Source organism: Gordonia sihwensis NBRC 108236, assembly GCF_000333035.1.
GTDB classification, from domain to species: Bacteria; Actinomycetota; Actinomycetes; order Mycobacteriales; family Mycobacteriaceae; genus Gordonia; species Gordonia sihwensis.
Map to the genome: position 1 here is coordinate 112291 of NZ_BANU01000006.1, position 24749 is coordinate 137039.

22 protein-coding genes are annotated in these 24749 nt (G+C 68.4%); 9 read left to right on the plus strand and 13 right to left on the minus strand.

Features of this window, described 5'->3' with window-relative positions; translation table 11 throughout:
* Positions 1-73 precede the first annotated feature (73 nt).
* The 5 genes from lipA to GSI01S_RS04585 form a co-directional block, all read right to left on the minus strand.
* The gene (gene lipA / locus GSI01S_RS04565) at positions 74-1120 is read right to left on the minus strand and encodes a lipoyl synthase (RefSeq protein ID WP_006895269.1); all 1047 of its coding nucleotides are present in this window, start codon (positions 1118-1120) and stop codon (positions 74-76) included.
* Entirely contained in the window at positions 1117-1854 is a 738-nt protein-coding gene (gene lipB / locus GSI01S_RS04570) for a lipoyl(octanoyl) transferase LipB (protein ID WP_006895270.1), read from the minus strand. The genes lipA and lipB overlap by 4 nt, the downstream gene beginning before the upstream one ends.
* A complete protein-coding gene (locus GSI01S_RS04575; RefSeq protein WP_006895271.1) occupies positions 1847-2731 on the minus strand; it encodes a TIGR01777 family oxidoreductase in 885 nt (294 codons plus the stop codon). The genes lipB and GSI01S_RS04575 overlap by 8 nt, the downstream gene beginning before the upstream one ends.
* A gap of 10 nt (positions 2732-2741) precedes the next feature.
* A complete protein-coding gene (gene sucB / locus GSI01S_RS04580; RefSeq protein ID WP_006895272.1) occupies positions 2742-4487 on the minus strand; it encodes a 2-oxoglutarate dehydrogenase, E2 component, dihydrolipoamide succinyltransferase in 1746 nt (581 codons plus the stop codon).
* Positions 4488-4677: 190 nt separating this feature from the next.
* Positions 4678-6201 carry a leucyl aminopeptidase gene (locus tag GSI01S_RS04585; protein WP_039866939.1) on the minus strand — a complete coding sequence of 508 codons (1524 nt, stop codon included), beginning with the start codon at positions 6199-6201 and terminating at the stop codon, positions 4678-4680.
* A gap of 85 nt (positions 6202-6286) precedes the next feature.
* Here GSI01S_RS04585 and gcvT point away from each other — a divergent pair, with 85 nt between their 5' ends.
* On the plus strand, positions 6287-7396 hold the full coding sequence (gene gcvT, locus GSI01S_RS04590; RefSeq protein ID WP_006895274.1) for a glycine cleavage system aminomethyltransferase GcvT: 1110 nt from the start codon (positions 6287-6289) through the stop codon (positions 7394-7396).
* Between the two features lie 58 nt (positions 7397-7454).
* Positions 7455-8561: a branched-chain amino acid aminotransferase gene (locus GSI01S_RS04595; RefSeq protein WP_006895275.1), complete on the plus strand. Its 1107-nt coding sequence runs from the start codon at positions 7455-7457 to the stop codon at positions 8559-8561.
* A 93-nt stretch (positions 8562-8654) separates the two neighbouring features.
* Here GSI01S_RS04595 and GSI01S_RS04600 read toward each other — a convergent pair whose 3' ends face one another.
* From GSI01S_RS04600 to GSI01S_RS04610, 3 genes are read right to left on the minus strand one after another with little or no spacing between them, the layout of a single operon-like run.
* Positions 8655-9437 carry an adenosylcobinamide-GDP ribazoletransferase gene (locus GSI01S_RS04600; RefSeq protein WP_006895276.1) on the minus strand — a complete coding sequence of 261 codons (783 nt, stop codon included), beginning with the start codon at positions 9435-9437 and terminating at the stop codon, positions 8655-8657.
* Between the two features lie 10 nt (positions 9438-9447).
* Positions 9448-11157, minus strand: a complete 1710-nt coding sequence (cobT, locus tag GSI01S_RS04605) for a nicotinate-nucleotide--dimethylbenzimidazole phosphoribosyltransferase (RefSeq protein ID WP_006895277.1) — start codon at positions 11155-11157, stop codon at positions 9448-9450.
* 4 nt (positions 11158-11161) lie between these two features.
* Positions 11162-11827, minus strand: coding sequence for a DUF3043 domain-containing protein (locus GSI01S_RS04610; protein WP_006895278.1), 666 nt, complete (start codon positions 11825-11827; stop codon positions 11162-11164).
* A gap of 72 nt (positions 11828-11899) precedes the next feature.
* Between GSI01S_RS04610 and GSI01S_RS04615 the strand changes: the two genes are divergently transcribed.
* The 3 genes from GSI01S_RS04615 to GSI01S_RS04625 all read left to right on the plus strand — a co-directional run bounded on the left by GSI01S_RS04615 (position 11900) and on the right by GSI01S_RS04625 (position 14580).
* Complete coding sequence (locus GSI01S_RS04615; RefSeq protein ID WP_101841560.1) at positions 11900-12991, plus strand: glycerate kinase family protein; 1092 nt, start codon at positions 11900-11902, stop codon at positions 12989-12991.
* A gap of 158 nt (positions 12992-13149) precedes the next feature.
* Positions 13150-13497, plus strand: a complete 348-nt coding sequence (locus GSI01S_RS04620; protein ID WP_006895280.1) for a HesB/IscA family protein — start codon at positions 13150-13152, stop codon at positions 13495-13497.
* Between the two features lie 111 nt (positions 13498-13608).
* Positions 13609-14580 (plus strand): carbohydrate kinase family protein, encoded by a 972-nt coding sequence (locus tag GSI01S_RS04625; RefSeq protein ID WP_006895281.1) that lies wholly within the window; start codon positions 13609-13611, stop codon positions 14578-14580.
* 239 nt (positions 14581-14819) lie between these two features.
* Here GSI01S_RS04625 and asnB read toward each other — a convergent pair whose 3' ends face one another.
* A complete protein-coding gene (gene asnB / locus GSI01S_RS04630) occupies positions 14820-16745 on the minus strand; it encodes an asparagine synthase (glutamine-hydrolyzing) (protein ID WP_006895282.1) in 1926 nt (641 codons plus the stop codon).
* Between the two features lie 310 nt (positions 16746-17055).
* On the opposite strand from asnB, the gene ctaC reads away from it, so the two are divergent.
* Genes ctaC through GSI01S_RS04645 form a run of 3 tightly spaced genes read left to right on the plus strand, consistent with a single transcriptional unit; the run spans position 17056 to position 19214 of the window.
* Complete coding sequence (gene ctaC / locus GSI01S_RS04635; protein WP_006895283.1) at positions 17056-18198, plus strand: aa3-type cytochrome oxidase subunit II; 1143 nt, start codon at positions 17056-17058, stop codon at positions 18196-18198.
* 6 nt (positions 18199-18204) lie between these two features.
* Positions 18205-18621, plus strand: coding sequence for a cytochrome c oxidase subunit 4 (locus GSI01S_RS04640; protein WP_006895284.1), 417 nt, complete (start codon positions 18205-18207; stop codon positions 18619-18621).
* 41 nt (positions 18622-18662) lie between these two features.
* The gene (locus tag GSI01S_RS04645; RefSeq protein ID WP_006895285.1) at positions 18663-19214 is read left to right on the plus strand and encodes a GNAT family N-acetyltransferase; all 552 of its coding nucleotides are present in this window, start codon (positions 18663-18665) and stop codon (positions 19212-19214) included.
* Between the two features lie 522 nt (positions 19215-19736).
* Here GSI01S_RS04645 and qcrB read toward each other — a convergent pair.
* From qcrB to ctaE, 4 genes are all read right to left on the minus strand, one after another.
* Positions 19737-21356 carry a cytochrome bc1 complex cytochrome b subunit gene (gene qcrB / locus GSI01S_RS04650; RefSeq protein WP_006895286.1) on the minus strand — a complete coding sequence of 540 codons (1620 nt, stop codon included), beginning with the start codon at positions 21354-21356 and terminating at the stop codon, positions 19737-19739.
* Positions 21353-22504 (minus strand): cytochrome bc1 complex Rieske iron-sulfur subunit, encoded by a 1152-nt coding sequence (gene qcrA / locus GSI01S_RS04655; RefSeq protein WP_006895287.1) that lies wholly within the window; start codon positions 22502-22504, stop codon positions 21353-21355. The genes qcrB and qcrA overlap by 4 nt, the downstream gene beginning before the upstream one ends.
* The gene (gene qcrC / locus GSI01S_RS04660; RefSeq protein ID WP_006895288.1) at positions 22501-23403 is read right to left on the minus strand and encodes a cytochrome bc1 complex diheme cytochrome c subunit; all 903 of its coding nucleotides are present in this window, start codon (positions 23401-23403) and stop codon (positions 22501-22503) included. Before qcrC ends, qcrA begins: the two co-directional genes overlap by 4 nt.
* 81 nt (positions 23404-23484) lie before the next feature.
* A complete protein-coding gene (ctaE, locus tag GSI01S_RS04665; RefSeq protein ID WP_039866941.1) occupies positions 23485-24096 on the minus strand; it encodes an aa3-type cytochrome oxidase subunit III in 612 nt (203 codons plus the stop codon).
* Between the two features lie 170 nt (positions 24097-24266).
* Here ctaE and GSI01S_RS04670 point away from each other — a divergent pair, with 170 nt between their 5' ends.
* Entirely contained in the window at positions 24267-24731 is a 465-nt protein-coding gene (locus GSI01S_RS04670) for a hypothetical protein (RefSeq protein ID WP_006895290.1), read from the plus strand.
* The last annotated feature ends 18 nt before the right edge of the window (positions 24732-24749 follow it).

A 24749-nucleotide genomic window follows, 5' to 3' on the forward strand; every position in this document is an offset into this window, starting at 1 on the left:
AGCGCGGCCCGCACAACGGAATCGACCGGCCGGAACACATGTTCCGGCCGGTCGATTCGGCAGTGGGCGGGCCTCAGCGCACGGTGCGGGCGAGGACCGAAGAGGCCTCCTGAGCGGCGCTGCCCTCCTTGGCCAGATGGGCCAGTTCCGGCGGCAGCTCACGGCCGTGACGGGCCATCGCCTGGGCGTACAGCCGGCCTGCGCGATACGACGACCGCACCAGCGGACCGGCCATCACCCCGGCGAATCCGATCTCCTCGGCGTACTGCGAGTGCTCCACGAACTCCTCGGGCTTGACCCACCGTTCGACGGGATGATGCCGCACCGACGGTCGCAGGTACTGGGTGATGGTGACGATGTCGCAGCCGGCGTCGTGGAGGTCGCGCAGAGCCTCTCGCACCTCGTCCGGTGTCTCTCCCATGCCGAGGATGAGGTTCGACTTGGTCACGAGGCCGTAGTCGCGGGCACGGGTCAGCACCTCCAGGGAGCGTTCGTACCGGAAGGCGGGCCTGATGCTCTTGAAGATGCGGGGAACGGTCTCGAGATTGTGAGCCAGCACCTCGGGACGGGAGGCGAAGACCTCGTCGAGCAGGTCGGGCTTCGCGTGGAAGTCGGGGATCAGATTCTCGACGCCGGTGCCGGGATTGAGTTCGTGGATCTTGCGAACGGTCTCGGCGTACAGCCACGCTCCCTCGTCGGGGAGATCGTCGCGGGCGACGCCGGTGATGGTGGAGTAGCGCAGCCCCATCGACCGGACGGACTCGGCCACGCGGCGCGGTTCGTCGCGGTCGAGTGCGGCGGGCTTGCCGGTGTCGATCTGGCAGAAGTCGCAGCGACGGGTGCACTGCTCTCCGCCGATCAGGAAGGTGGCCTCGCGGTCCTCCCAGCACTCGTAGATGTTCGGGCAGCCGGCCTCCTCACACACCGTGTGGAGCCCCTCGCTGCGCACCAGTCCCTTGAGCTCGGTGTACTCCGGTCCCATCGTGGCACGCGTCTTGATCCACTTCGGCTTGCGCTCGATGGGAGTCTGCGCGTTGCGCACCTCCAGACGCAGGAGCTTGCGTCCGGCGGGAGCGTCGGCGGGACTCGGTGAGGCGGGTTGGGCGGGGGTGGTGGTCACTGTGCCGATCCTACGCTCGTGGGTGCGGTGGGCCGACCGGCCTCAGCCGGGGCGCCTGCCGTATCCGAGCCGGGTCCGGCCGGGTCGTCCAGGCACTTCTGGACCAGTTCGACGACGTCGTCGAGCACGTCGTCGACGGTCACGGCGGTGCCGGTCTCCTGGCTCAGCGAGGTCACCCCCGCGTCCGCGATGCCGCACGGGACGATCGCGTCGAACACGGACATGTCGGGGTTCACGTTGAGGGCGAACCCGTGAAGGGTGACGCCCTTGGCGACGCGGATGCCGATCTGGGCGAGCTTGCGCTCCCCGGCGGCGTCGCGCAGCCACACGCCGGAGCGCCCGTCCACGCGGCCGGTGGCCAGACCCTGCCGTGCCGCCACGCCGATCAGCGCCTCTTCGAGACGGCGGACGTAGTCGACCACATCGAGGGGTTCGGCGAGCTTGACGATGGGATACCCGACGAGCTGGCCGGGACCGTGCCAGGTGATGCGGCCGCCGCGGTCGACGTCGATCACCCGGGCGCCGTTGACCGGACGGTCGGAGTCCTCGGTCCGTTTGCCCGCCGTGTAGACCGACGGATGTTCGAGCAACAGCAGCAGGTCGTGGTCGAGCTCGCCGGTGGCGCGTTGCTCGGCCAGGCGGTGTTGCAGCTCGTAGGCCTCGGTGTAGTCGACGACGCCGAGGCGGCGGACTTCGATCGGTGCTCCGTCGGCTCGCGACGATGCGTTACGCACAGCAGTACTCCAGTGCAGATGTCAGATGAGGGTGGGTGAAGGTGAAGCCGCGGTCGGTGAGCAGCGCGGGAACCACGCGCGAGGACGTCAGGACCATCTCCTCGACCATCTCTCCGCCCGCCTTGCGCGCGAGCGCGGCGGGCACGCGCAGCACCGCGGGGCGGTGGACGGCTCGTGCGAGCTCGGCGGAGAAATCGGCGAAGCGTACCGGTCCGGGCGCGGTCAGATTGACCGGACCGACGATCGAATCGTCGCCGAGCACGTGCGTGATCGCGGCGATCTCGTCGGGCAGGCTGATCCACGAGAACCACTGCCTGCCGTCGCCGATACGGGCGCCGAGGCCGAAACGGTAGAGCGGTCGGAGCCGCGCGAGGATGCCGCCGCGCCGGGAGAGCACGGGCGCCGTGCGGAGCGTGACCACGCGCGCCGAGGCCTGTGCGGGCTCGGTGGCCTTCTCCCAGTCGACCACCAGGTCGGCCAGGAAGCCGGAGCCGTGCGGCGACGTCTCGTCCGCCGCGGTCTCACCGGTGTCTCCGTAGAAACCGGAGGCACTGGCGTTGAGGAACACTCCGACGCCGGACTCGGCGACGGCGTCGGCCAGGACGGTGGTCGGGATGATCCGCGAATTGCGGAGCCGCTGCTTCACCTGGCCGCTCCATCGGTGGGCTCCGATGTTCTCGCCGCCGAGGGCGATGACCGCGTCGAAGCCGCGCAGGGCGTCGGCCGGCAGTTCGGACCGCTCGGGTTCCCAACCGATCTCCCGCGGACCGGTCGGGGCACGACGCACCAGAGTGTGGACGTCGTGCCCCGCCTGCGTCAGCGCGGGAACGAGGGCCGAACCGATCAGCCCGTGACTTCCCGCGACCGCGATTCGCATATCCGGGTGCTTACAGCCCCAGGTCGGCGGCGAACTCCGCGGCCTCGAGACGGTGACGGACCGTGGTGAGGAACCGGCCGGCGTCCGCACCGTCGATGAGCCGGTGGTCGTAGGTCAGCGGTAGGTAGGCCATCGACCGTGCGGCGATCGACTCGGTGCCGTCGTCGCCGGTGAGAACCACGGGGCGCTTGACGATCGCGCCGGTGCCGAGCATGGCCGCCTGCGGCGGGACCAGGATCGGGGTGTCGAACAGAGCGCCCTGGCTGCCGATGTTCGTGATCGTGAACGTGCCGCCGGCCAGCTCGTCGGGCTTGAGCCCGCCGGAACGGGCCCGTGCGGCGATGTCGGCGATCGCGCGAGCGAGGCCGGCCAGCGAGAGGTCGTCGGCGTTGTGGATCACCGGCGACAGGAGGCCCTGCTCGGTGTCGACGGCGATGCCCAGATGCACGTCGGCGTGGTACGTGATCTCCTTGGCCTCTTCGTTGATCGAGGCGTTGACGTTCGGATGCACCTTCAGTGCCTCGACGACGGCCTTGGCGAAGAACGGCAGGAAGGTCAGGTTGACGCCCTCGGCTGCCTTGAACGAGGACTTCGCCGCGGTGCGCAGTGCCGCGATGCGGGTCATGTCGACCTCGTGGACCTGCGTGAGCTGCGCGCTGGTCTGCAGCGACTCGCGCGTCTTGGCCGCGGTGATCTGCCGGATGCGGTTGATCTTCTGCGTCGTTCCGCGCAGTGCAGCCAATTCGGGGCTCGCCGCGGCGGGTGCGGCGGCCGGTGTCGGCGCCGACGGTGTTGCGGCCGGAGCCGCGGCGGGGGCGGCAGGCGCCTTCTTGGCCTCGGCCGCGGCCAGCACGTCCTGCTTGCGGATGCGTCCGCCGACGCCGGTGCCCTTGACGGTCGCCAGGTCGATTCCGTTCTCCGCGGCCAGCTTCCGCACGAGCGGCGTCACGTACGGAGTGGACTGCAGATCTCCGTCGGCGGCAGCGGGAGTCGGAGCGGGTGCGGTGGCCGCGGGTGCGGGTTCAGGTGCCGGAGCGGCGGGCTCGGGCGTCGGGGGAGCGGCCGGCGCGGGAGCCGCAGCCGCGGGAGCGGGAGCCGGAGCCGCGGGGGCCGCCGATGCGGCACTCGGGTCGCCGATGACGGCCAGCTTGCCGCCGACCTCGACGATCTCGTCGGTGTCGGCGACGATCTCGAGAAGCACACCAGCCGTCGGCGACGGGATCTCGGTGTCGACCTTGTCGGTGGACACCTCGACCAGCGGTTCGTCGACCGCGACCGTGTCGCCGACCTGCTTGAGCCAGTTGGTCACCGTGCCCTCGGTGACGCTCTCGCCCAGTTCGGGCATGAGGACGTCGACGCCGGATGCCGAGGCCGCGGGAGTCGACGCGGCCGGCGCCTCGGTCGCGGGGCTCTCGGCGGCCGGAGCGGAGGCAGCGGGTGCGGCGGGCTCGGGTTCGGGTTCCGGCTCGGGAGCGGCGGCGGGTTCGGGCGCGGCCGCGTCATCGGACGCCGACTCGCCGGCCTCTCCGATCAGCGCCAGCTGTCCGCCCACCTCGACGACGTCGTCCTCAGCGGCGACGATCTTGACCAGCACACCCGCGACGGGCGACGGGATCTCGGTGTCGACCTTGTCGGTGGAGACTTCGAGCAGGGGCTCGTCGACCGCTACGGTGTCGCCTTCCTGCTTCAGCCATTGGGTGACGGTTCCCTCGGTGACGCTCTCGCCCAGTGCGGGCATCTCGACAGAGAAGGCCATTTGCGTGTGACTCCCTAACAATTTCGTGAACTGTGCTGTTCGGTCGATCGGTCGATGCGGGTCGGCGCGCTCCAGCGGCGTGTGCAGGTTCGCGTGATGTCGGCCGGATGGGTCGACGCCCGTGACTCAGCCTACTCCCAAACGATCTCGGCTCCGCGTGAGTCCGCTGAACGCCGGAGTGCGGTGCGCGTCACTGTCCGCCGGCGATGTCCTCGATGACCGCGATGATGGTCCGGACGGGTACGCCGGTGCCGCCCTTACCGGTGTAGCCCCACGGGCCACCGGTGTTGAACGCCGGGCCGGCGACGTCGATATGCGCCCAGTCGAGCCCCTCGGCGACGAACTCCCGCAGGAACATCGCGGCCGACAGCATGCCTCCCCAGCGGTGGTTGGTGACGTTGGCGAGATCGGCGATCCGTGAATTCAGGTCGCTGCGGAGTTCCGCAGGCATCGGCATCGGCCAGCCGTGCTCGCCGACCGACTGGGAGATGGCGGCGACGCGGTCCCGGAAGTCGTCCGTGCCGAGCACACCGGGAGTCCGGGTGCCCAGCGCCACCATCTGTGCGCCGGTCAGGGTGGCCGTGTCGATGAGGAAGTCCGGCTCGTCCTCGCAGGCGCGGACGATGGCGTCCGCCAGGATCAGCCGGCCCTCCGCGTCGGTGTTGAGGACCTCGACCGTGGTGCCGCCGTACTGGGTGAGGACGTCGCCGGGACGCTGCGCGGTCGACGAGGGCATGTTCTCGGCCATCGGCACCGTCGCGATGACCGTGACCGGCACGTCCAGGCGTGCAGCGGCGATCGTGGAGGCGATGACCGCCGCCGCACCGCCCATGTCCGAGGTCATGTGGTCCATCCCGGCGGCGGGTTTGATGGAGATGCCGCCGGTGTCGAAGGTGATGCCCTTGCCGACGAGCGCGACGGTGCGCTCGGCGCCCTTGGCCTCGTGGGTCAGGCGCACCAGGCGGGGCTTGCGCGAGGATCCCTGTCCCACGCCGACGATGCCGCCGTAGCCGGCCTTGGCCAGTTCCACGTCGTCGAGGATCTCCACCCGGAGGCCGGCCTTGCTGCCGAGGATGCGCGCGCGCTCGGCGAACTCGGCGGGGTAGAGGACGTTCGGCGGGGTGTTGACGAAGTCGCGGGCGATCGCGACGGAATCGGCGACGATCAGCGCGTGGTCGAGTTCGACCTTGGCCTGCTTGCTCTTCGCGGGTACCGCGAGTGACACGGCGGAGGGCGGCTGCTCGGAGGGGCGTGACTTCTCGCTGCGCAGTTCGTCGAAGCGATACGCGCCCAGGTACGAACCCTCCGCCGCCGCACCGAGGTCGGCGGCCGAGAGGGTGCTCACGACGCGGTCGAATCCGTCCAGTGCGCGTACGGCGTTCCCTGCGGCCTGTCGGATGGTCTCCGGATCGTCCACCTCTGTTCCCAGCCCGACCGCGACCACCACGCCGACCGGCAGCGATTGCGGTGCCGGGATCCGCGTGATCTCGCCGACCGACCCCTTGGCGCCCAGAGCCGACAGCGCCGCGCTGATCTGGTCGGCGGGCTCGTCGTCGAGGAAGTCCTCGACGAGCAGCAGTGTCGGCTCCTCGGTGCCGCCGTCGCCGGAACCGGCGACGAGGCCGACGACGAGCACGTCGTCGTCGGAGGAAAGGGCAGTGGTCAGGTCGATGCGGGGACCGCGGACACGGTCGGAGAAGTGGTTGGCGCTCACGCCTTTCAACTCTGCCACACCGGCACCGCCGAGCGGCTGAACCTCGGGTGGGAACCGCCCGGGTCGGGGCGATACCGTTAGCGCCATGACTGAACTGCTCGCAGGCCCGATCGCCGATCGTCACACCGCCCTGGGCGCCTCCTTCGCCGAGTTCGGCGGATGGAACATGCCCGTCTCGTATGCAGGCACCGTCGCCGAGCACAACGCCGTCCGCAGCACCGTCGGCATCTTCGACGTCAGTCACCTCGGCAAGGCGCTCGTGGCGGGCCCGGGAGCCGCCGGATTCGTGAACACGACCCTGACCAACGATCTCGGCAAGATCGAGCCCGGGAAGGCCCAGTACACACTGTGCTGCAACGAGCGCGGCGGCGTGATCGACGATCTGATCGCCTACCTGGCCGGCGACGACGAGGTGTTCCTGGTGCCGAATGCAGCCAATACGGCAGCCGTCGTGGAGGCACTGCGAGCGGTCGCCCCCGAAGGGATCGAGATCACCGATCAGCATCGCGACTACGCGGTCTTCGCAGTCCAGGGCCCGCAGTCGGCCGACGTGCTCGCCGCGCTCGACCTGCCGACCGACATGGAGTACATGGCCTACCGAGACGCTCGGATCGTGCTGGGCGGAGCCGAACTGGAGATCCGGGTGTGCCGGTCGGGCTACACCGGCGAGCACGGGTACGAGGTGCTGCCCCGGTGGGACGACGCGGGTGCGGTCTTCGACGCTCTGCTCGCCGAGGTGACTGCGCGCGGCGGTCAGCCCGCGGGGCTCGGTGCGCGTGACACGCTCCGCACCGAGATGGGGTACGCGCTGCACGGACACGAACTGACCGTCGACATCACCCCGGTGCAGGCGCGGTCGTCGTGGGCCGTCGGCTGGGACAAGCCGTCGTTCTTCGGCCGCGAGGCGCTGGTGGCCGAACGCGCCGCGGGCCCGGCCCGACGCCTGTACGGGCTGAAGGCCACCGGCCGCGGGGTGCCGCGCGCGGACTGCACGGTGCATGTCGAGGCCGGCGGTGAGCAGATCGGTGTGTGCACGTCGGGCACGTTCTCTCCGACCCTCAAGCAGGGCATCGCCCTGGCGTTCATCGACACCGCCTCCGGCGTCAAGAAGGGCGATGAAGTGGTGGTCGATGTCCGCGGGCGGGCCCTGACCTGCGAGGTCGTTCTGCCGCCGTTCGTGGAGAGTCACGTCTGACCGGCGCATCCCGCCGGTGCCGGGAAACTCCCTTGCGGGTCGGCGGTACCATGACCGCATGACCTTGGAGTTCACCCGCACCGAGCATCCGCATCCGGTGTCGGAGAATCGACGCGCCGAGATCCTCGCCGCGCCGGGCTTCGGCAACTACTTCACCGACAACATGGTGACCGTAGACTTCGACCGCGATCGTGGATGGCACGGCGCACGGGTGACCCCGTACGGGCCGCTCGCTCTGGACCCGGCTGCGATGGTCCTGCACTACGCGCAGGAGATCTTCGAGGGGCTGAAGGCGTACCGCCAGCCCGACGGCTCCATCGCCGCCTTCCGGCCGGAGGCCAATGCCGAACGGTTCAACCGGTCGGCACGGCGCCTCGCGATGCCGGAGCTGCCGGTGGAGGACTTCGTCGGATCGCTGCGGGCGTTGCTGGCCGCCGACCACGCGTGGGTTCCCGGCGCGGGCGGCGAGGAGTCCCTCTATCTGCGCCCGTTCATGATCGCGACCGAGGCGAGCCTCGGCGTCCGGCCGGCCGACAAGTACAGCTACTCGCTGATCGCATCGCCCGCCGGCGCTTACTTCAAGGGCGGCGTGAAGCCGGTCAGCGTCTATCTGTGCACCGAGTACGTGCGGGCCTCCCCGGGAGGTACCGGTGATGCGAAGTTCGGCGGCAACTACGCCGCGTCGCTGCTGGCGCAGGCGCAGGCCGCCGACAAGGGGTGCGACCAGGTGGTGTGGCTCGACGCCATCGAGCACCGCTTCATCGAGGAGATGGGCGGCATGAACCTGTTCTTCGTCTTCGGCTCGGGGTCGGACGCACAGCTGGTGACGCCGGAGCTCAGCGGCTCGCTGCTTCCGGGCATCACCCGCGACTCACTGCTCACCCTCGCCGCCGACGCGGGTTACAAGGTGGACGAGCGCCGCATCTCGACCGAGGAACTGCGCGAGGGGGTCAAGAACGGCGACATCACCGAGGTCTTCGCCTGCGGTACCGCTGCCGTGATCACTCCCGTCGGTCGGGTTCAGAGCGACACCGACGACTACCTGATCGGCGACGGCACCACGGGAGAGGTGACGCAGGCTCTCCGTGACACCCTCACCGGTCTGCAGCGCGGCACCTTCGCCGACACACACGGCTGGATGACCACGCTCTACCCGGCTCCGTGAACCGGCCGCTCCGGCCCTGAATGAGCGCTCATGCCGCAGCCGCAGCCGCACCCGTCCGGGGTCCGGCTGCGGCATGATCCGTTTCGGCGACCTCTACAGGAGCAGGCCGACGGCTGTCAGCACGGTCGCCACTTCGATCGTCGCGCCGATGACATCGCCGGTCAGCCCGCCGGCGCGACGGGCGCAATGCCCGGTGAAGGCCCAGGCGAACGCCCAGACGACGGCCACGGTCGCCGCCGCACGGACCGCATCCGCCGCGTGGAAGGTACCCGTGTTCCAGCCTCCCGCGGCCACCGCGACCGCGAGCAGAAGCACCGCCCACACCGCGATGGACGCGCGTTGAGTTCCGGCGACCAGCGCCCCGAACCCGTCGGTGTTCGCGGCGCTCAGACCGGCCCGGCACGCGACGGTCGCGGTGGTCCTTCCGGCGACCACCGCCAGCGCCAACGACCACCATCGTGAGTCGGCGGTCAGGGCGCCGAACGCCAGGGACTGGCCCAACAGCACCAGAACGAGCGTGGCCGCACCGAACGGCCCCACGTCGCCGCTGCGCATCACCGCCCGCACGCGATCCGGATCTCCGTAGCAGCCGAGACCGTCGGCCGTGTCGGCGAGACCGTCCAAGTGCATGCCGCGGGTAGTCGCCGCCAGCACCGCTACCACGGTGACGCCGGCCAGCGCGCTGGGGAGATCGGTGTGCGACAGCCCGAAGGCGACGGCGGCGGCGAGCAGTCCGAGCACCGCTCCGACGACGGGTACCGCGGCGATCACGGTCGCGCCCCGGGCGCGGTCGAATTCGCCGCGGGGCTGCGGGAGCGGGAGTACCGTCAGCCAGCTGAAGGCGTCGTGCACGCCGCGGAGGCCACGGGCGATCATCCCGGTGTGCCTATTCTCCGCCGCTGACGCCGGCCTCGTCGAAGGTCGCCATGTCGGTCAGAATGTCGATCGACGACGCGACCAGCGGGAGCGCCGACACGGCACCGGTGCCCTCGCCCAACCGCATCGACAGGTCGAGGATCGCGGTCAGCCCGAGTGAATCGAGTGCGAACGCGTGCGCCGGTTCGGTGGACCGGTGACCGGCCTGCCACCACGAGGCGGCACCCGGCGCCAACTGCTGCGCGACCAGGGCGGCCGAGGTCGTGATCAGCCCGTCCAGGAGCGCCGGAGTCTTCCGGACGGCCGCCTGGGCGAGGAATCCCGCCATCGCCGCGATGTCGGCGCCCGCCACCGCGGCGAGCAGCGCGAGCGGCTCGTTACGGTGCCGCCGTGCATGACGCATGCCGTCGCGGATGGCCGCTGTCTTGCGGATCCAGGTGGCGTCGTCGATCCCGGTGCCCCGTCCCACCACGACCACCGGCTCGCGATCGGTGAGAGTCCCGACCAGCACGGCCGCCGGGGTGGTGTTGCCGATGCCCATGTCGCCGGCGATGAGCAGGTCGGCGCCGGCGTCGACGAGTTGGTCGGCGACGGCCCGTCCGGCGGCGACCGCCCGTCGGGCTTCGGCGATGGTCAGCGAACTGCCGGTTCGCAGATCGCCGCTTCCCGCGCGCACCTTGTACCGGGAGACGTGCGGGTCGGTATCGGCTCGCACCGCCATGTCGAGGACCTGCACCGTGGCTCCGGCGCGGCGCGCCAGCACGTTGATCGCGGCGCCGCCGGTCGCGATGTTCGCGACCATCTGCGCCGTCACCTCGGGCGGATAGGCGGAGACGCCGTCGGCGGCCACGGCGTGATCGCCCGCGAACACCACCACTGCGGGCGACTGCAGGGTCCGCGGCGGGCAGACGCCCTGGCACGACGACATCCAGACGCCGAGCTCTTCGAGTCTGCCGAGGGATCGCGCCGGTTTGGTCAGCCGCAACTGTCGTGCCCGGGCCTGCTCGGCGACGTCGTGATCGGGGAGTTCGACGATCGGGAAGATCTCGGCGTCGGTGCCGTCGATCTGGGCCGGTTCGGAGACGGTCGCCCGCCGGGGCGCCGGCGCGTCGGCGGGCCGGGCGGGCTCTTCCGCGGGGACGGGTGAGGACGGTGCCGTGGACGCGGAAACCGGTACCGGGGCCGCGGGCACGGCGCCGGTACCGGCGGGCAGGTCCAGTGCACGTCCGGCGACGACGAGAGTGACCGTCTCGCAGACAGCCGCCACCGCCGCATTCAGGCGGCCCAGTTCGTCCGCGAAGCGCCGTCCAGACGGCGTCGGCGAGACGAGCGAGAGCCCCACTTCCGGGCTCACCAGCACCAGATCGCCGGAGTAGCCGGCGATGGCGGCGCACAGGTCCTCGATCTGCGCGGATACGTCGGCGGCCTCGTCCTCCCAGGCTCCGGCCTCGTCGAGCAGTGCGGTGAGCCAGTTGCCGAGGTCGTCGACGAGTGTCGGCTCATCGGGAAAGTCGCGCAGGAGCGACGCGAGATCGCACGATTCGACGGTGCGATAGCGGTCGCCGCGACGTTCGCGGTGGGCATCGATCCGCGCGCGCCAGGCCCGGTCGCCGTCGGCGGAACCGGTCGCGACGTAGCGGACCGCGGGTGCGTCGGCGAGGAGATGCTCGGCGTGCGCCGATTTGCCCGAGCGGATGCCGCCGAGGATCAGCGTGCGCACGCGATCAGACCTTGTCGCCCGGCTTGACCTGCGGGCGCGGCGCGCGCATCATCCGCAGCTGCATGGCACGGGTGAAGCAGTACCACCCGAGCCGGAATCCGGTGTCGGTGGTGTCCGGGTAGCGCTCACGCACCCGTTTGTTGACCATCCGGCCGAGGTACAGCGAATCGATGATCACCAGCAGGACGAAGGCCAGCAGCACCAGGTTCCCGATGACCGCGAGGTTCGGCAGCATCAGAACCACCAGCAGGAAGATCGCGAAGGGCAGGAACAGTCCGGCGAAGTTGCGTCGCGAGTCGACGATGTCACGCGCCATCTTCCGGACCGGCCCCTGATCGCGGGCCATCATGAACTTCTCGTCGCCGGACATCATCTTCTCGCGCTGCTCGAGGCGGACGCGGCGGCGTTCGGCGGCCACCTCCTTGCGCTCCACCTTGGTCATCGACGCCCGCAGTGCCTTCTTCCGGGCCCGCGCTTCAGCGCGGGTGGTCGGGGGCGGCGCGACGGGACCGCGGCGGCGTTCGGCTTCGCGGCGCTTCGGCGTGGGGCGGCCCTTGCCGGGCGTCGTCGAACCAGAGGTCGGCCTCGCGTCGTCGGCCGGCACGTCGGTGGTCTCCTCCGACTCGGCGGCTGAGCTCTTGGCGGCGTCGGATTTCCAGGGCAACTTCACGACTACGAGACTATTCGATGCGGCGGCGACGGCGGGCATCGGGCAAGCGCCTCCCGGCTACTCTGACCGGTGATGGACACGACGGCGATGCGGGTGGTGATCGCCCCCGACGAGTTCGGCGGGACGCTGACGGCGGCGCAGGCCGCGTCCGCGATCGCCGAGGGCTGGGCCCGCGCGCGGCCGGGTGATGTGCTCGAGCAGCTGCCGCAGTCCGACGGCGGTCCCGGATTCGTCGACGTGCTCGCGGCTGCCGGCGTCGGGCGGCGTCTCGGCGTCTCGGCGTCCGGACCGCTCGGAGGTGCGGTGGCCGCCGAGGTGCTGCTCGACGGCCGCACGGCGTTCGTGGAGTCGGCTCAGGCATGCGGACTGCATCTGATCGGCTCGCCCGGTCCGGAGACGGCCTGGTGTGCGGGGACGGCCGGGGTCGGTGACCTGCTGCGGGCTGCGGTGGAGGCCGGTGCGACCCGGATCGTGGTCGGACTCGGCGGAAGTGGAACCACCGACGGAGGCCGCGGCGCCTGTACGGCACTCGGCGGACTGACCGCCGCGCACCACCTCCTGCGGGAGACGGAACTCGTGGCGGCCACCGATGTGACCAACCCGCTGCTCGGTCCGTCCGGGGCGGCCGCTGTCTTCGCTCCGCAGAAGGGCGCCGACCCCGAGACGGTCGCGCGGTTGGAGTCGCGACTGCAGCGGTGGGCGGACGAGTTGGAGGACCTCCGCGTCCGCACCGACGACGGTCAGCGGCTCCGTGACGCCACCGGTGCGGGTGCCGCGGGCGGGCTCGGTGCCTTTCTCCTGGCACTCGGTGCGACCCGAGAGGCGGGCGCCGACGTGGTGGCGGGTGTCACCGGTCGTGCGCGGCGCATCGGCGTCGCCGATCTCGTGCTGACCGGGGAGGGCCGCTTCGACGAGCAGACTCCCTTCGGCAAGGTGGTGGCCTCCGTCGCAGCCGACGCACGGCGTGCCGGAGTGCCTGCGGTGGTTCTGGCCGGGCAGGTGCGCGGCAGGCCCCGCGTCGACGGCGTCACCGTCGCGTATTCGATGGCCGACTGGGCCGGCTCGTCCGCGCGCGCACTCGCCGACCCGGCGCCGATCCTGGCCGGACTCGCGCAGACGGTCGCGGCCGGATTCGCCGGGACGGTCGAGCGGACCGGAATCTGACTCGGCCGAAACCCGGGCGCGGGATGCGGGAATAGCGGGTCGGCGAGTACCGTTGATGCTGTTGGCCGTGTCTGCCGGGCCGCTGTACCGGTAACTGAGCCACCGACAACGTATCCGGCCGTCGAGATTCTTCGCGGTCGGCGACATGAGGAGCGCCCATGACCGTTCAGAACGAAACCGCAACCGGTGTCCTGCTGACCGACGCCGCCGCCTCCAAGGCGAAGGCACTGCTGGACCAGGAAGGACGCGACGACCTGGCCCTGCGCATCGCGGTGCAGCCCGGTGGCTGCGCCGGTCTGCGCTACCAGCTGTTCTTCGACGACCGCAGCCTGGACGGCGACGTGGTCTCGGACTTCGGCGGCGTGAAGCTGGCCGTCGACCGGATGAGCGCACCCTACGTGCAGGGTGCCACCATCGACTTCGTCGACAGCATCGAGAAGCAGGGCTTCACCATCGACAACCCGAATGCGACCGGCAGCTGCGCCTGCGGCGATTCGTTCAACTGAGTCCATTCGGCAGCTGACACGGAGCTGTCGACGGCCGTGACCTCAACTGACGCTCGCGTCGGGGGTGGGGTCACGGCCGTCGTCGTTTCCGGACGAAGTACCGTTGGACAGATGTTCATTGCCGTCTGCGGGTCGCTTGCGACCGACCATCTGATGAAGTTCCCCGGAAAGTTCTCCGATCAGCTCGTCGCCGATCAGCTCGAGCACATCTCGCTCAGCTTTCTCGTCGAAGACCTCGTCGTCCATCGGGGCGGTGTCGGCGGCAACATCGCGTACGCGATCGGTTCGCTGGGGGAGGAGCCCCTGCTCGTCGCGGCGGCCGGTCCCGACTTCGACGACTACGAGAACTGGCTGTCCGGACACGGCGTCGACTGCCGCGGCGTCACGAGGTCCCAGTCCAAGCACACCGCGCGATTCATGTGCACCACCGACGAGACCATGGCTCAGCTCGCCACGTTCTACGCCGGAGCCATGAGCGAGGCCCGCGACATCGACCTCACCGCGCTGTTCGCCACCACCGGCCGCCCCGACCTCGTGCTCGTCGGAGCCGATGACCCCGACGCGATGGTCAGCCACACGCGGACGTGCCGTGAGCAGGGGATCCCGTTCGCCGCGGACCCGTCGCAGCAGTTGGCGCGGCTCGACGGCACCGCCGCCCGCGACCTGATCGACGGCGCGGCGTACCTGTTCACCAACGAGTACGAGTGGGGCCTGCTGCAGCAGAAGACCGGACTCGACGCCGCGCAGGTGGCAGGTCTCGTCGGGACCCGTATCACCACGCTCGGTGCCGGTGGTGTCGACATCGTGGAGCGAGACGGCACCACGACCCACGTCGGCGTGGTGCCGGTCCGCGAGCAGGTGGACCCGACCGGTGTCGGCGACGGCTTCCGCGCAGGGTTCCTGACCGGCATCGCCCGCGGCCTCGGCTACGAACGGGCCGCACAGCTCGGTGCGATGGTCGCCACGCTGGTGCTCGAATCGGAATCGACCCAGGGCTGGACCTGGAACGTCGACGTGGCCGTCGAGCGACTCACCGAGGCCTACGGCGCCGACGCCGCTGCGGAGATCAAGACCGTTCTGTAGCCGGCCGGCGCGCCACTCAGGCTGGTTGAGCGAGCGAAGCGAGTCGAAACCAACGCGACATCCGACGGCAGCAGATGGTTCTGCTACCGGCCGATTGTCACCGGGGTTTCGACTCGCTTCGCTCGCTCAACCAGCGGGAACAGGGACGGGCCGCTCGCTCAACCAGCGGAGGCGGGACGGGCCGCTCGCTCAACCAGCGGAGGCGGGACGGGCCGCCTGCTCGACCACCGGGCGGTCAGCTACAGGCGGACCGGGTAATCGTGATCTTCGATCGCCGGGACGATGGTTCCGTCGACGAAGATGCCGTACCAGAGCATGAAGCAGAGGACGGTCCAGATCCGCCGACTGTTGTCGACCTCGCCGCGCCGGTGCTCTTCGAGCATCTGCATCACGAAACGCTTGTCGAAGACGTGGTCGGTGTCGGACGTGGAGATGAGCTCGCGCGCCCAGTCGTACATCTCGGTGCCGGCGAGCCAGTGGCGCAGCGGGACCGGGAAACCGAGCTTACGACGATGCAGCACGTGCGGCGGAACGATCTGTTCGAGCGCCTTGCGCAGCGCGTACTTGGTGGTGCCGTGGCTGATCTTCTCCTCGAACGGGAGGCGTTCGGCGACGGCGAACACCTCCTTGTCGAGGAACGGAACGCGTAGTTCCAGCGAGTGCGCCATGTTGATCTTGTCGGCCTTGACGAGGATGTCGCCGCGCAGCCAGGTGAACAGGTCGAGGTGCTGCATGCGCGTCACCGGGTCCATTCCCTCGCTCATCCGGTAAATGGGTGCGGTGACGTCCTGATGTGTCCACTCGGGCCGGAAGTTCCGCAGCACCGCACGCAGCCGGGCGTCGTCGAAGCTGCGTGCATTGCCGTAGTACCGCTCCTCGAGGGTCAGCGAGCCGCGGTGCAGGAGGCTCTTGCCCCGGGTGCCCTCGGGGATTCTGTCCGACACCTTGCCCGCCAGCCGCCGTAGTCCGCCGGGCAGCTTGTCGAACGACTTGAGCGACAGCGGCTCTTTGTAGATGGTGTAGCCGCCGAACAACTCGTCGGCGCCCTCACCGGAGAGCACCACCTTCACGTGCTTGCGGGCCTCGGCCGCGACGAAGTACAGCGGCACCAGCGCGGGGTCGGCGACCGGGTCGTCGAGGTACCAGATGATCTGGGGGAGCGCCTCGATGAACTCCCGCGGCGAGACCACCTTCACGATGTGGCGGGCGCCGATCGCCTCCGCCGACTCCGCGGCGACGTCGACCTCGGAGTAACCCTCCCGTTCGAATCCGGTGGTGAAGGTGATGAGGTCGGGATTGTGCTGGATCGCCAGCGCCGCGATCGCCGTCGAGTCGATGCCGCCGGACAGGAACGACCCGACGGTGACATCCGCGCGCATGTGCTTGGCCACCGAGTCGCGCAGCACGTCGGCGATCTCGTCGTAGCGCTTCTGCTCGCCACCCGGAGCGAAGGGGCGCACCGGGAATCGAGGTGCGAAATAGCGAGTCGTCTGCGGGGCGGCACCCGGCTTGAGCGTCGCGTAACAGCCGGACTCCAGCCGGGTGATGTTGCGGTGCAGAGTCTCCGGCTCGGGGACGTACTGGAGAACGGTGTAATGCTCGATCGCGCGATCGTCGAGTTCGCGGTCGAGGTCGAGCCGGTCGAGCAGTTCCAGGAGGCTCTTCTTCTCCGATCCGAAGGCGGTACCCCGCGGGCTGGTCGCCAGGAAAAGCGGCTTGATGCCGAACGAGTCACGGGCGATGAACAACTCGCGGTTCTGGGTGTCCCAGATCGCGAAGGCGAACATGCCGCGCAGTTTGCGGACCACCTCCGGGCCCCAGTAATGGAAGCCCGCGACGATCGACTCGCCGTCCCCTTCGGTGCGGAACGGCGCGTCGTGGTCGCGCGCCAGCTCCTCACGGATCTCCAGGTAGTTGTAGATCTCTCCGTTGAACACCAGTGCATAGCGTTCGGGGTTCTCAGCCGGCCCCCATCGCAGCGGCTGGTGCGAATGTTCGATGTCGATAATCGAGAGCCTGTTGAAACCGAAGACGAGGTCGTCGTCGTTCCACGTGCCCATGTCGTCGGGCCCGCGATGCCGCATGTACCTCGCTGCCGAGGCGACGAGGTCGATGGTGGACGACGCCGAACCGTCGCTGGTGAGCATTCCGAGCAAGCCACACACGGTGTCAGGGCCTCTTTCGCAGATACTGTCAGGTCAGACGGGCGGCGATCCGCGCCCGTGAGCGCGTTCCACTATGCCGCAGATGCGCTGGCCGCCGCGACTCCGGCGCACCGTGGCGAGGGCGGAATCACCCCCGGTCGAAGCCGTATCCGCAGGTCGCGAAAAATGATCGGCGAAACAGCGAACCCCAATCACGACGACTTCGTCGGGTTGGTCTACGCTGCGTAGTACTAGGTGCAAGAATTGCGTCGAGGAGTGTCTGCTCGTCGCCGCAGGCCTTGGAAGAACAGCTCCCTGCCAGCAGGAAGGCGTGAAATTGACGAACGGTGTACGGCCGTCGACGCGACGGAAGGGATCTCCGTCGCGCACGATCAAGAGACTGAGTGGCCTCGCAGTACTCGGCGTCGGTGTGCTGATGACATCGGGCTGCAGTGCTGAAGAGGCCCTGCGTTTCGGTTGGCCGGAGGGAGTCACTCCCGAGGCACATGATATGCGCACCTTCTGGACCTGGTCGGTCATCGCCGCCCTGGCCATGGGTGTGCTGGTGTGGGGTCTGATCTTCTGGACCATCACCTTCCACCGCCGCAAGAAGAACGGCACCGCCGAGGACGAGATTCCGCGTCAGACCGGATACAACGTTCCGCTGGAACTCGCGTACACCGCGATCCCGTTCGTGCTGATCGCCGTGATGTTCTACTTCACCGTCGTCGTTCAGAACTCGGTGGAGAAGAAGGAAGAGAACCCGGCTGTCGCCGTGGACGTCACCGCCTTCCAGTGGAACTGGAAGTTCGGCTACAAGTCGGTCACCATCGACGGCAAGCAGCTGGTGAACCCGAAGACGGACTCCAAGCAGGGCGTTCCCTTCCAGGACCAGATCGCCAAGTACCGCGAAGAGGACGGCAAGCAGGAGGAGATCCTCGGTGCCGCCGGCGGCCGTTCGGCCGAGATCCGGGACTACCTGAGCTACGACAAGATCGAGACCCTCGGTAGCTCGTCGGAGATTCCGATCCTGGTGCTGCCGACCAATACGCGCATCCAGTTCGATCTCGCAGCAGCGGATGTCGTGCACTCCTTCTGGGTTCCCGAGTTCCTCTTCAAGCGCGACGTGATGCCCTTCCCGAAGCAGAACCACCAGGACTCGAGCTTCCAGATCTCCGAGATCGACCGCGAGGGCGCCTTCGTCGGACGCTGTGCGGAGATGTGCGGAACGTTCCACGCGATGATGAACTTCGAGGTCCGCGCCGTGAGCCCGACGACCTTCGCGAACTACATCAAGTACCGCCAGGCCCACCCGGAGGCGACCAACGCTCAGGCGCTCAAGGCCGTGTGCCAGGTTCCCGAGTCGGTCACCACGGTTCCGTTCGACACCCGCCGTGTCTCCAACGGAACCACTCCGAAGAACCTCGGCGATGCCAACAACACCACGATCGCCCAGTGCACCCCGGAGGTTTAAGGAACTATGAAGGTCGAAGCACGGGTCTTTGAGGCCCTCGCCCTCTTCTTCATCCTGATGGGCGTGATCTACGCCGTCGCGACGTTCTACTACCGGACCGGTGTGGAATGGGCGGGTGCGACCGCCATGTTCTTCTCCGGCGGTCTGGCGCTCATCGCGGGCACCTACTTCCGGTTCGTGGCCCGTCGCGTGGAGATCCGTCCGGAGGATTACGAAGAGGCGGAGATCGAGGACGGCGCCGGTGAGCTCGGCTTCTTCTCGCCGCACAGCTACTGGCCGATCATGATCGCCGGCGGCGCAGCGCTCTTCGCCATCGGTTTCGCGAGTTCCAACTGGTGGTTCGCCATCGGTCTGGTGCCGATCATCGTCGGCACGGTCGCCGGACTGGTCTTCGAGTACCACGTCGGACCCGAGAAGCACTGATCGTCTCCACTCAGACGCACGAAGCCGCACCCGAGAACCGGGTGCGGCTTCGTCATTCTCACGAGCTGTCCGCGGCGTTCCGCGGGCAGCTGTTCGCATTCCTGGCCGATGCCTTCGACGGGGACTTCGGCGCCGACGACTTCGACCATGCGCTCGGTGGCGTCCACGTGATCGCGTTCGGTACCGACGACGCGGTGGTGGGACACGCGTCCGTCGTTCAACGGCAGCTGATCGTCCAAGGGGAGAACGTGCCCGGCGGCAGGGTTCTGCGGACGGGCTATGTGGAGGCGGTGGCGGTCGATGCCGCACACCGCCGCCGCGGCATCGGCGATGCGCTGATGCACCAGGTGGACGGAATCGTCGCCCGTGCGTACGACCTCGGCGGACTCGGTGCCTCCGACGACGGTCGCCGGCTGTATCTTCGACACGGCTGGGAACCGTGGTCCGGCCCGCTCGGCGTCCTCACACAGTCGGGGGTACAGTTCACCCCGGACGATGAGGGCGCAGTCCTGGTCCTCCGGACACCTGAGACCGCGGAGATCGACACGGACGGTCGGCTGATCTGCGAATACCGCCGCGGGGACGTGTGGTGAACTCGACGTCCACGGCCTCGTAGGCCCGTTCCGGGTCGCCCGGGCGAGCGTATCGGCGGGCGCAACGCACGATCTGGACGCCACTGCCGCCGAGCCCTTTCAGGAACGTCGCTCGTCTTAGCAGACCAGTCCTTCGTCGCCACTGCTGAAACACCTCCACAGTCAAGGTGTTGCGGCGACCAGTCGAATCCGCCCTGCGATCCGCGGTCGCTGTGAACCACGCAGCCGGCCACCAGATCTCCGGGCGCGGCCGGGCGGGCGACGGTAGAGCCGAGGGCGTCGACACCGAGTCGTGCCTTCATTCTCGGCCGGCGTCGGCGACCTCGTCGAGTTCGGCGGCGGTCACCGGGACCGCGAGCGACGCTTGCGCAGTTCCCGTTCGGCTGCCGCCAGCTCGGCCGTGGTCCGTCGCTTGGCGACCGATCGAGGGCGCGCACCGTCGCCGGTGGGGGAGGGGAGCGCAGATACGACGAAGGCCGTCTCGCTGGTGCGAGACGGCCTTCGTCGTGGTGACTGCGCGGATCAGTCGAGGGCCTTGCCGCCCTTCTCCTGCAGGGCGATGAGCGCCTGCTTCTCCGCTTCGTGCTGCTCGTGAGCGATGCGCTCGTTGAGCGCCTGCTCCTCGGCGCTGTCCGGAACCAGCACGGTGCCGGAACCCGGCGACCCCGCTGCGCCGAGCTTGTTCATCCGCTTCGGCAGCGGTGCACCCTCGTAGGGGAGCGGGATCGGGTGACCGTGGTCGTCGACCGGTCCGAGCGGCTGGTGGATCTCGATGTACTCGCCCTTGGGCTCGCGGCGGATGATGCCCGTCTCGATGCCGTGTGCGAGGACGTCGCGGTCGCTGCGCTGCAACGACAATGCCCAGCGGTACGCGATGAAGTACACCAGCGGCGGGATCACCAGCAGACCGATGCGGCCCATCCAGGTGGTCGCGTTGAGCGAGATGTGGAACTTCAGCGCGATGATGTCGTTCATACAGCTCACCGTGAGGATGATGTAGAACGCCAGGGCCATCGCTCCGACCGCCGTGCGCACCGGGGTGTCACGCGGACGCTGCAGCAGGTTGTGGTGCGCGGTGTCGCCGGTCAGCTTCTTCTCGATCCAGGGGTACGTGAAGAGCAGGCCGAAGATCACGCCGATGACCACAACGACCCAGAAGATCGCGGGGATCGTGTAGTTGCCGAGGTAGAGCTCCCACGGCGGCATCAGTCGGGCGAAGCCGTCGGTCCACATCATGTAGATGTCGGGCTGCGAGCCCGCCGAGACCTGCGCCGGGTTGTACGGACCGATGTTCCACACCGCATTGATCTGGAAGACGCCGGCCATCAGGGCGAGAACGCCGGTGATGATGGCGAAGAAGGCACCGCCCTTGGCGGCGAACACCGGGAGGATGCGAACGCCGACGACGTTCTTCTCGGTGCGGCCGGGGCCGGGGAACTGCGTGTGCTTCTGGTACCAGACCAGAGCCAGGTGAGCACCGATCAGACCCAGGATGATGGCCGGGAAGATCAGGATGTGCAGGACGTACAGGCGCGGGATGATGATGTCGCCCGGGAAGTCGCCGCTGAACAGGGCCCACTGGACCCAGGTACCGATCAGCGGAATGCCCAGGACGATGCCCGACATCGCGGCGCGAACACCGGTGCCCGAGAGCAGGTCGTCCGGCAGCGAGTACCCGAAGAATCCCTCGAACATCGCCAGCAGCAGCAGGAAGCAGCCGATGACCCAGTTCGCCTCACGCGGGCGGCGGAACGCGCCGGTGAAGAAGATTCGCATCATGTGGATGATGATCGACGCGGCGAACAGCAGGGCCGCCCAGTGGTGGATCTGGCGAACGAAGAGTCCGCCGCGGACCTCGAAGGAGAGGTTCAGCGTGGTCTCGTACGCGCGACTCATGGTGACGCCGTTGAGCGGCTGGTAGGCGCCGTCGTAGATGACGTGAGCCATCGACGGGTCGAAGAACAGAGTCAGGTACGTACCGGACAGCAACAGGATGATGAAGCTGTACAGCGCGATCTCGCCCAGCAGGAACGACCAGTGGGTGGGGAAGACCTTGTTGATCTGTCGACGCATACCGGCCGCGAGGTGGTACCGCGAGTCGACCTCTTCTGCCTGCGTGGCGAGGCGGTCAGCGATCGTCATGACTTACGCTCCCAGAATGCCGGTCCGACGGGCTCGATGAAGTCGCCGTTGGCGACCATGTAGCCCTGGTTGTTAACACTGATGGGCAGCTGCGCCAGCGCACGTGCGGCCGGTCCGAAGACCGCCTTGCCGTACTCGAGGGCGTTGAACTGCGACTGGTGGCACGGGCAGAGGATCCGGTTGGTCTGCTGCTCGTACAGCGAGGTCGGGCAACCCAGGTGACTGCAGACCTTCGTGTAGGCGTAGTAGTCGCCGTAGTTGAAGCTCTCCTGGCCCTTGCGCTTGATGACGCGCTCGGCGTCGGCCGGACGCAGGCGGATCAGCATGACGGGGTTGCGGACCGCGCGAAGACCCTCGAGCAGCTTGTGGCGGGACTCCTCGGTCTCGCCGTAGCCGTCGGAGACGCGCCACGGGAAGACGGTCTCCATGGCGCCGGCGTCGAGGTCTTCCGGTCGGACCAGGGCCACCTGGTACGGGTTGCCGGTGTCGCGGCGCAGGAAGACGGTCTCGCCCTTGGTCTCGTTGTAGATCGGCGACCAACCGGTGTGCCACAGGGGAGCGTCGTCGCCCTTGGCCCACGGGTTCTTGATGAAGCCGCCGATCGCGGCGACGCCGCCGGCCACCGACAGTGCGCCGAGGCCGAAGACCGCCGAACCGATGATCATCTTGCGGCGGGGGAGGGTGGAGGTCTCCAGCGTGTCGTCGAGTTCAGCGACGATGGTCTGCTTGTCTACCTCCGCCGAACCGCCGTCGTGACGATCCTGCACCGAGATCTCGGCCGGGATGAACCGCTTGGTCAGCTGAACGACGCCGAATCCGAACGACAGGATCGAGAGACCGAAGGTGACGCCGAGCAGAGGCGTGTACAGGGTGTAAGCCCAGTAGCCCGACTCGTCCGGCATGCGGAACTGCCATTCATTCCAGATGAACAGCGCGAAGCCGGCGATGGCGAAGAGGCCTGCCAGCACGAACCAGATCGCGACAGCGAACTCGGCGCGCTTCTCGGCCTTCGTGCCCGGCTCGGGGAAACGCTCGGCGCGGTGGATGATCTCCACTCCGTCGAGGTTGGTACCGAGACGGACCTTCTCGTCGCGAGACATTGCGGCGAGTTCGTCGTCGGACGGGACGTCCTTACTCGTGTCGCTCAATTTCGTGATCCAATCCACATTGCGCCGGCGACGACCGCCGTCACGCCGACAACCCACATGACGATGCCCTCAGAGACCGGACCGAAACCGCCCAGTCCGTAACCGCCGCTGGGGTTGGCGGTGTCCACGTAACGGACGTAGCCGATGATGTTCTTCTTCTCGTCCACCGACAGCTGACGGTTCGAGAACTTGGGCATGTTCTGCGGTCCGGTGAGCATCGCGGTGTAGAGCTGCTGCGGGTTGACGTCCGTCAGCGGGGGAGCGAACTTACCGCCCGAGAGAGCGCCGCCACGACCGGTGAAGTTGTGGCAGGAGGCGCAGTTGAGACGGAACAGCTCCGAACCGCGGCCGATGTCGGTGCCGCGCAGCGAGTCCATCGCGAGGACGGGGAAGCCGTCCTTGTACTTGATGTTGCCGTCGGCGTCCTTCTCGTACATGACCGACGGACCGCCGCCCATCGCCTGGATGTAGGCGCCGAGCTGGTCGATCTGAGCCTCAGTGAACTTGGCGGGCTTGCGCTGCGCCTGAGCCTCGTTGCGCGAGGCCGGCATGCGGCCGCTGGAGACCTGGAAGTACACCGCGGCGTCACCGACGCCGATGAGCGACGGACCGCGGTCCCGGACGCCCTCGAGGTTGGCGCCGTGGCAGGTGATGCAGGAGGTGTCGTACAGCTGCTTGCCTGCGGCGACGGAGCTCGCGCTCTTGTCGTCGGCGGTCGCGACCTGCGGCTTGGGCGAGATCAATGCGGCGATGATGCCGGTGGCGATCAGGCCCAGCAGAAGGAAGATGGTGCCGCTGGCTCGGCGACGGAGCTTGCGACGCCGCTTAGCGCGCGCGGCGTCGTTGTTGTCATCGGACGGGTCGCGGTCTTCCGGCGAACTCGGTGGAGATGATCTCATCTGTGACTCTCTACTAAGCGGTTTGGACTGAATGTATGTGAACCGGTCCGGCGGGCCGGCCGGTTCTTCGGCCGCCGGGGGCTACCGGATGAAGTAAATGACGACGAACAGCGCGATCCACACCACGTCGACGAAGTGCCAGTAGTACGAGACGACGATCGCAGCTGTCGCCTGCGCCGGAGTGAACTTCGACAGGCGTGTGCGGATGAGGAGGAAGACGAACGCGAGGAGACCGCCGATGACGTGCATGCCGTGGAAACCGGTCGCCATGTAGAAGACCGACCCGTATGCGCTCGACGAGAGCGTGGTGCCCTCGTTGATGAGCGAGTAGTACTCGTAGGCCTGGCCGCACACGAAGAAGGTGCCCATCAGCAGGGTCAGCGTGTACCAGCGACGAAGGCCGTACACGTCGCCGCGCTCGGCGGCGAAGACACCTGCCTGGCAGGTGAACGAACTGAGAATCAGAACCGTGGTCACCGGCACGGCGAGCCAGAGGTTCAGATGTGTCGGCGGCTGCGGCCAGCCGTCCGATGCATTGGCCCGAGCGACGAAATACATCGCGAAGAGGCCAGCGAAGAACATCAATTCGCTCGACAGCCACACGATGGTGCCGACGCTGACCATGTTCGGACGGTTCAGCGAGTGCACGCGTGAGGTGATGGCGGTTTCTGAGTTACCCACAGCGCTAGTCACAAGAGAAGTATGACGGTTCGTAGTAACCGTTGACCACCCGGGTCGGAAAATTGCTCGAAGTCGCCTGCTTTCCGCAGGTAGAGCCGATGACGACGAGTCTACCGGCGTGTCCTGAGACCAGGATGAGGGTTTACGGTGGACGCCATGACGATATGGCGTGAGGTGGCGTGATGGTCTCGTGGAAGCTGCCCTGGCGCAGTGACGCCGCGCGCGCACCCGAGCCCGTGGTGGGCGATCCGGATCTGCGGGTGGTCGTCTCCGGCACCGACGAGACGGTCGCGAGTTCGGTGGCATTGGCGCAGGCGGGGTTCGCCTCGACCGAGGCGGTGGTTCTGCGGCATGTGGTGCGACTGCCCGCCTCGGCGGTCGGCGGGGTCCTCGAGCGTGTCGGTGCGGACGGTTACGCGGTCGACGAGAGTCCGGTGGATGAGCGTGTGGTGGCTGCGGGGCCCGACGCAGCGGACGACGCGCTGACGACCCTCGCGCTTGCTCGGGTGATGCCGGTGGATGCGGTGGCGCTCTCTCGGGAGCGGGCCCGCATCGCGAGCATGGTCTCGCGCGCGGAGGGGGCCGTCGTCGGTTGGGCGGTGCTGCGGCCGGCGGGTGCCGGGGAAGCCGGTGCGCCCCGTCGCTGAACTGCGGCGGATACTCCG

Excerpts from the sequence above, each read along its gene's own strand:
- GSI01S_RS04575 (WP_006895271.1), bottom strand. The coding sequence starts at position 2,731 with ATGCGAATCGCGGTCGCGGGAAGTCACGGGCTGATCGGTTCGGCCCTC.
- sucB (WP_006895272.1), bottom strand. The coding sequence starts at position 4,487 with ATGGCCTTCTCTGTCGAGATGCCCGCACTGGGCGAGAGCGTCACCGAG.
- gcvT (WP_006895274.1), top strand. The coding sequence starts at position 6,287 with ATGACTGAACTGCTCGCAGGCCCGATCGCCGATCGTCACACCGCCCTG.
- GSI01S_RS04595 (WP_006895275.1), top strand. The coding sequence starts at position 7,455 with ATGACCTTGGAGTTCACCCGCACCGAGCATCCGCATCCGGTGTCGGAG.
- GSI01S_RS04600 (WP_006895276.1), bottom strand. The coding sequence starts at position 9,437 with ATGATCGCCCGTGGCCTCCGCGGCGTGCACGACGCCTTCAGCTGGCTG.
- GSI01S_RS04615 (WP_101841560.1), top strand. The coding sequence starts at position 11,900 with ATGGACACGACGGCGATGCGGGTGGTGATCGCCCCCGACGAGTTCGGC.
- GSI01S_RS04620 (WP_006895280.1), top strand. The coding sequence starts at position 13,150 with ATGACCGTTCAGAACGAAACCGCAACCGGTGTCCTGCTGACCGACGCC.
- GSI01S_RS04625 (WP_006895281.1), top strand. The coding sequence starts at position 13,609 with ATGTTCATTGCCGTCTGCGGGTCGCTTGCGACCGACCATCTGATGAAG.
- GSI01S_RS04640 (WP_006895284.1), top strand. The coding sequence starts at position 18,205 with ATGAAGGTCGAAGCACGGGTCTTTGAGGCCCTCGCCCTCTTCTTCATC.
- qcrB (WP_006895286.1), bottom strand. The coding sequence starts at position 21,356 with ATGACGATCGCTGACCGCCTCGCCACGCAGGCAGAAGAGGTCGACTCG.
- qcrC (WP_006895288.1), bottom strand. The coding sequence starts at position 23,403 with ATGAGATCATCTCCACCGAGTTCGCCGGAAGACCGCGACCCGTCCGAT.
- GSI01S_RS04670 (WP_006895290.1), top strand. The coding sequence starts at position 24,267 with ATGGTCTCGTGGAAGCTGCCCTGGCGCAGTGACGCCGCGCGCGCACCC.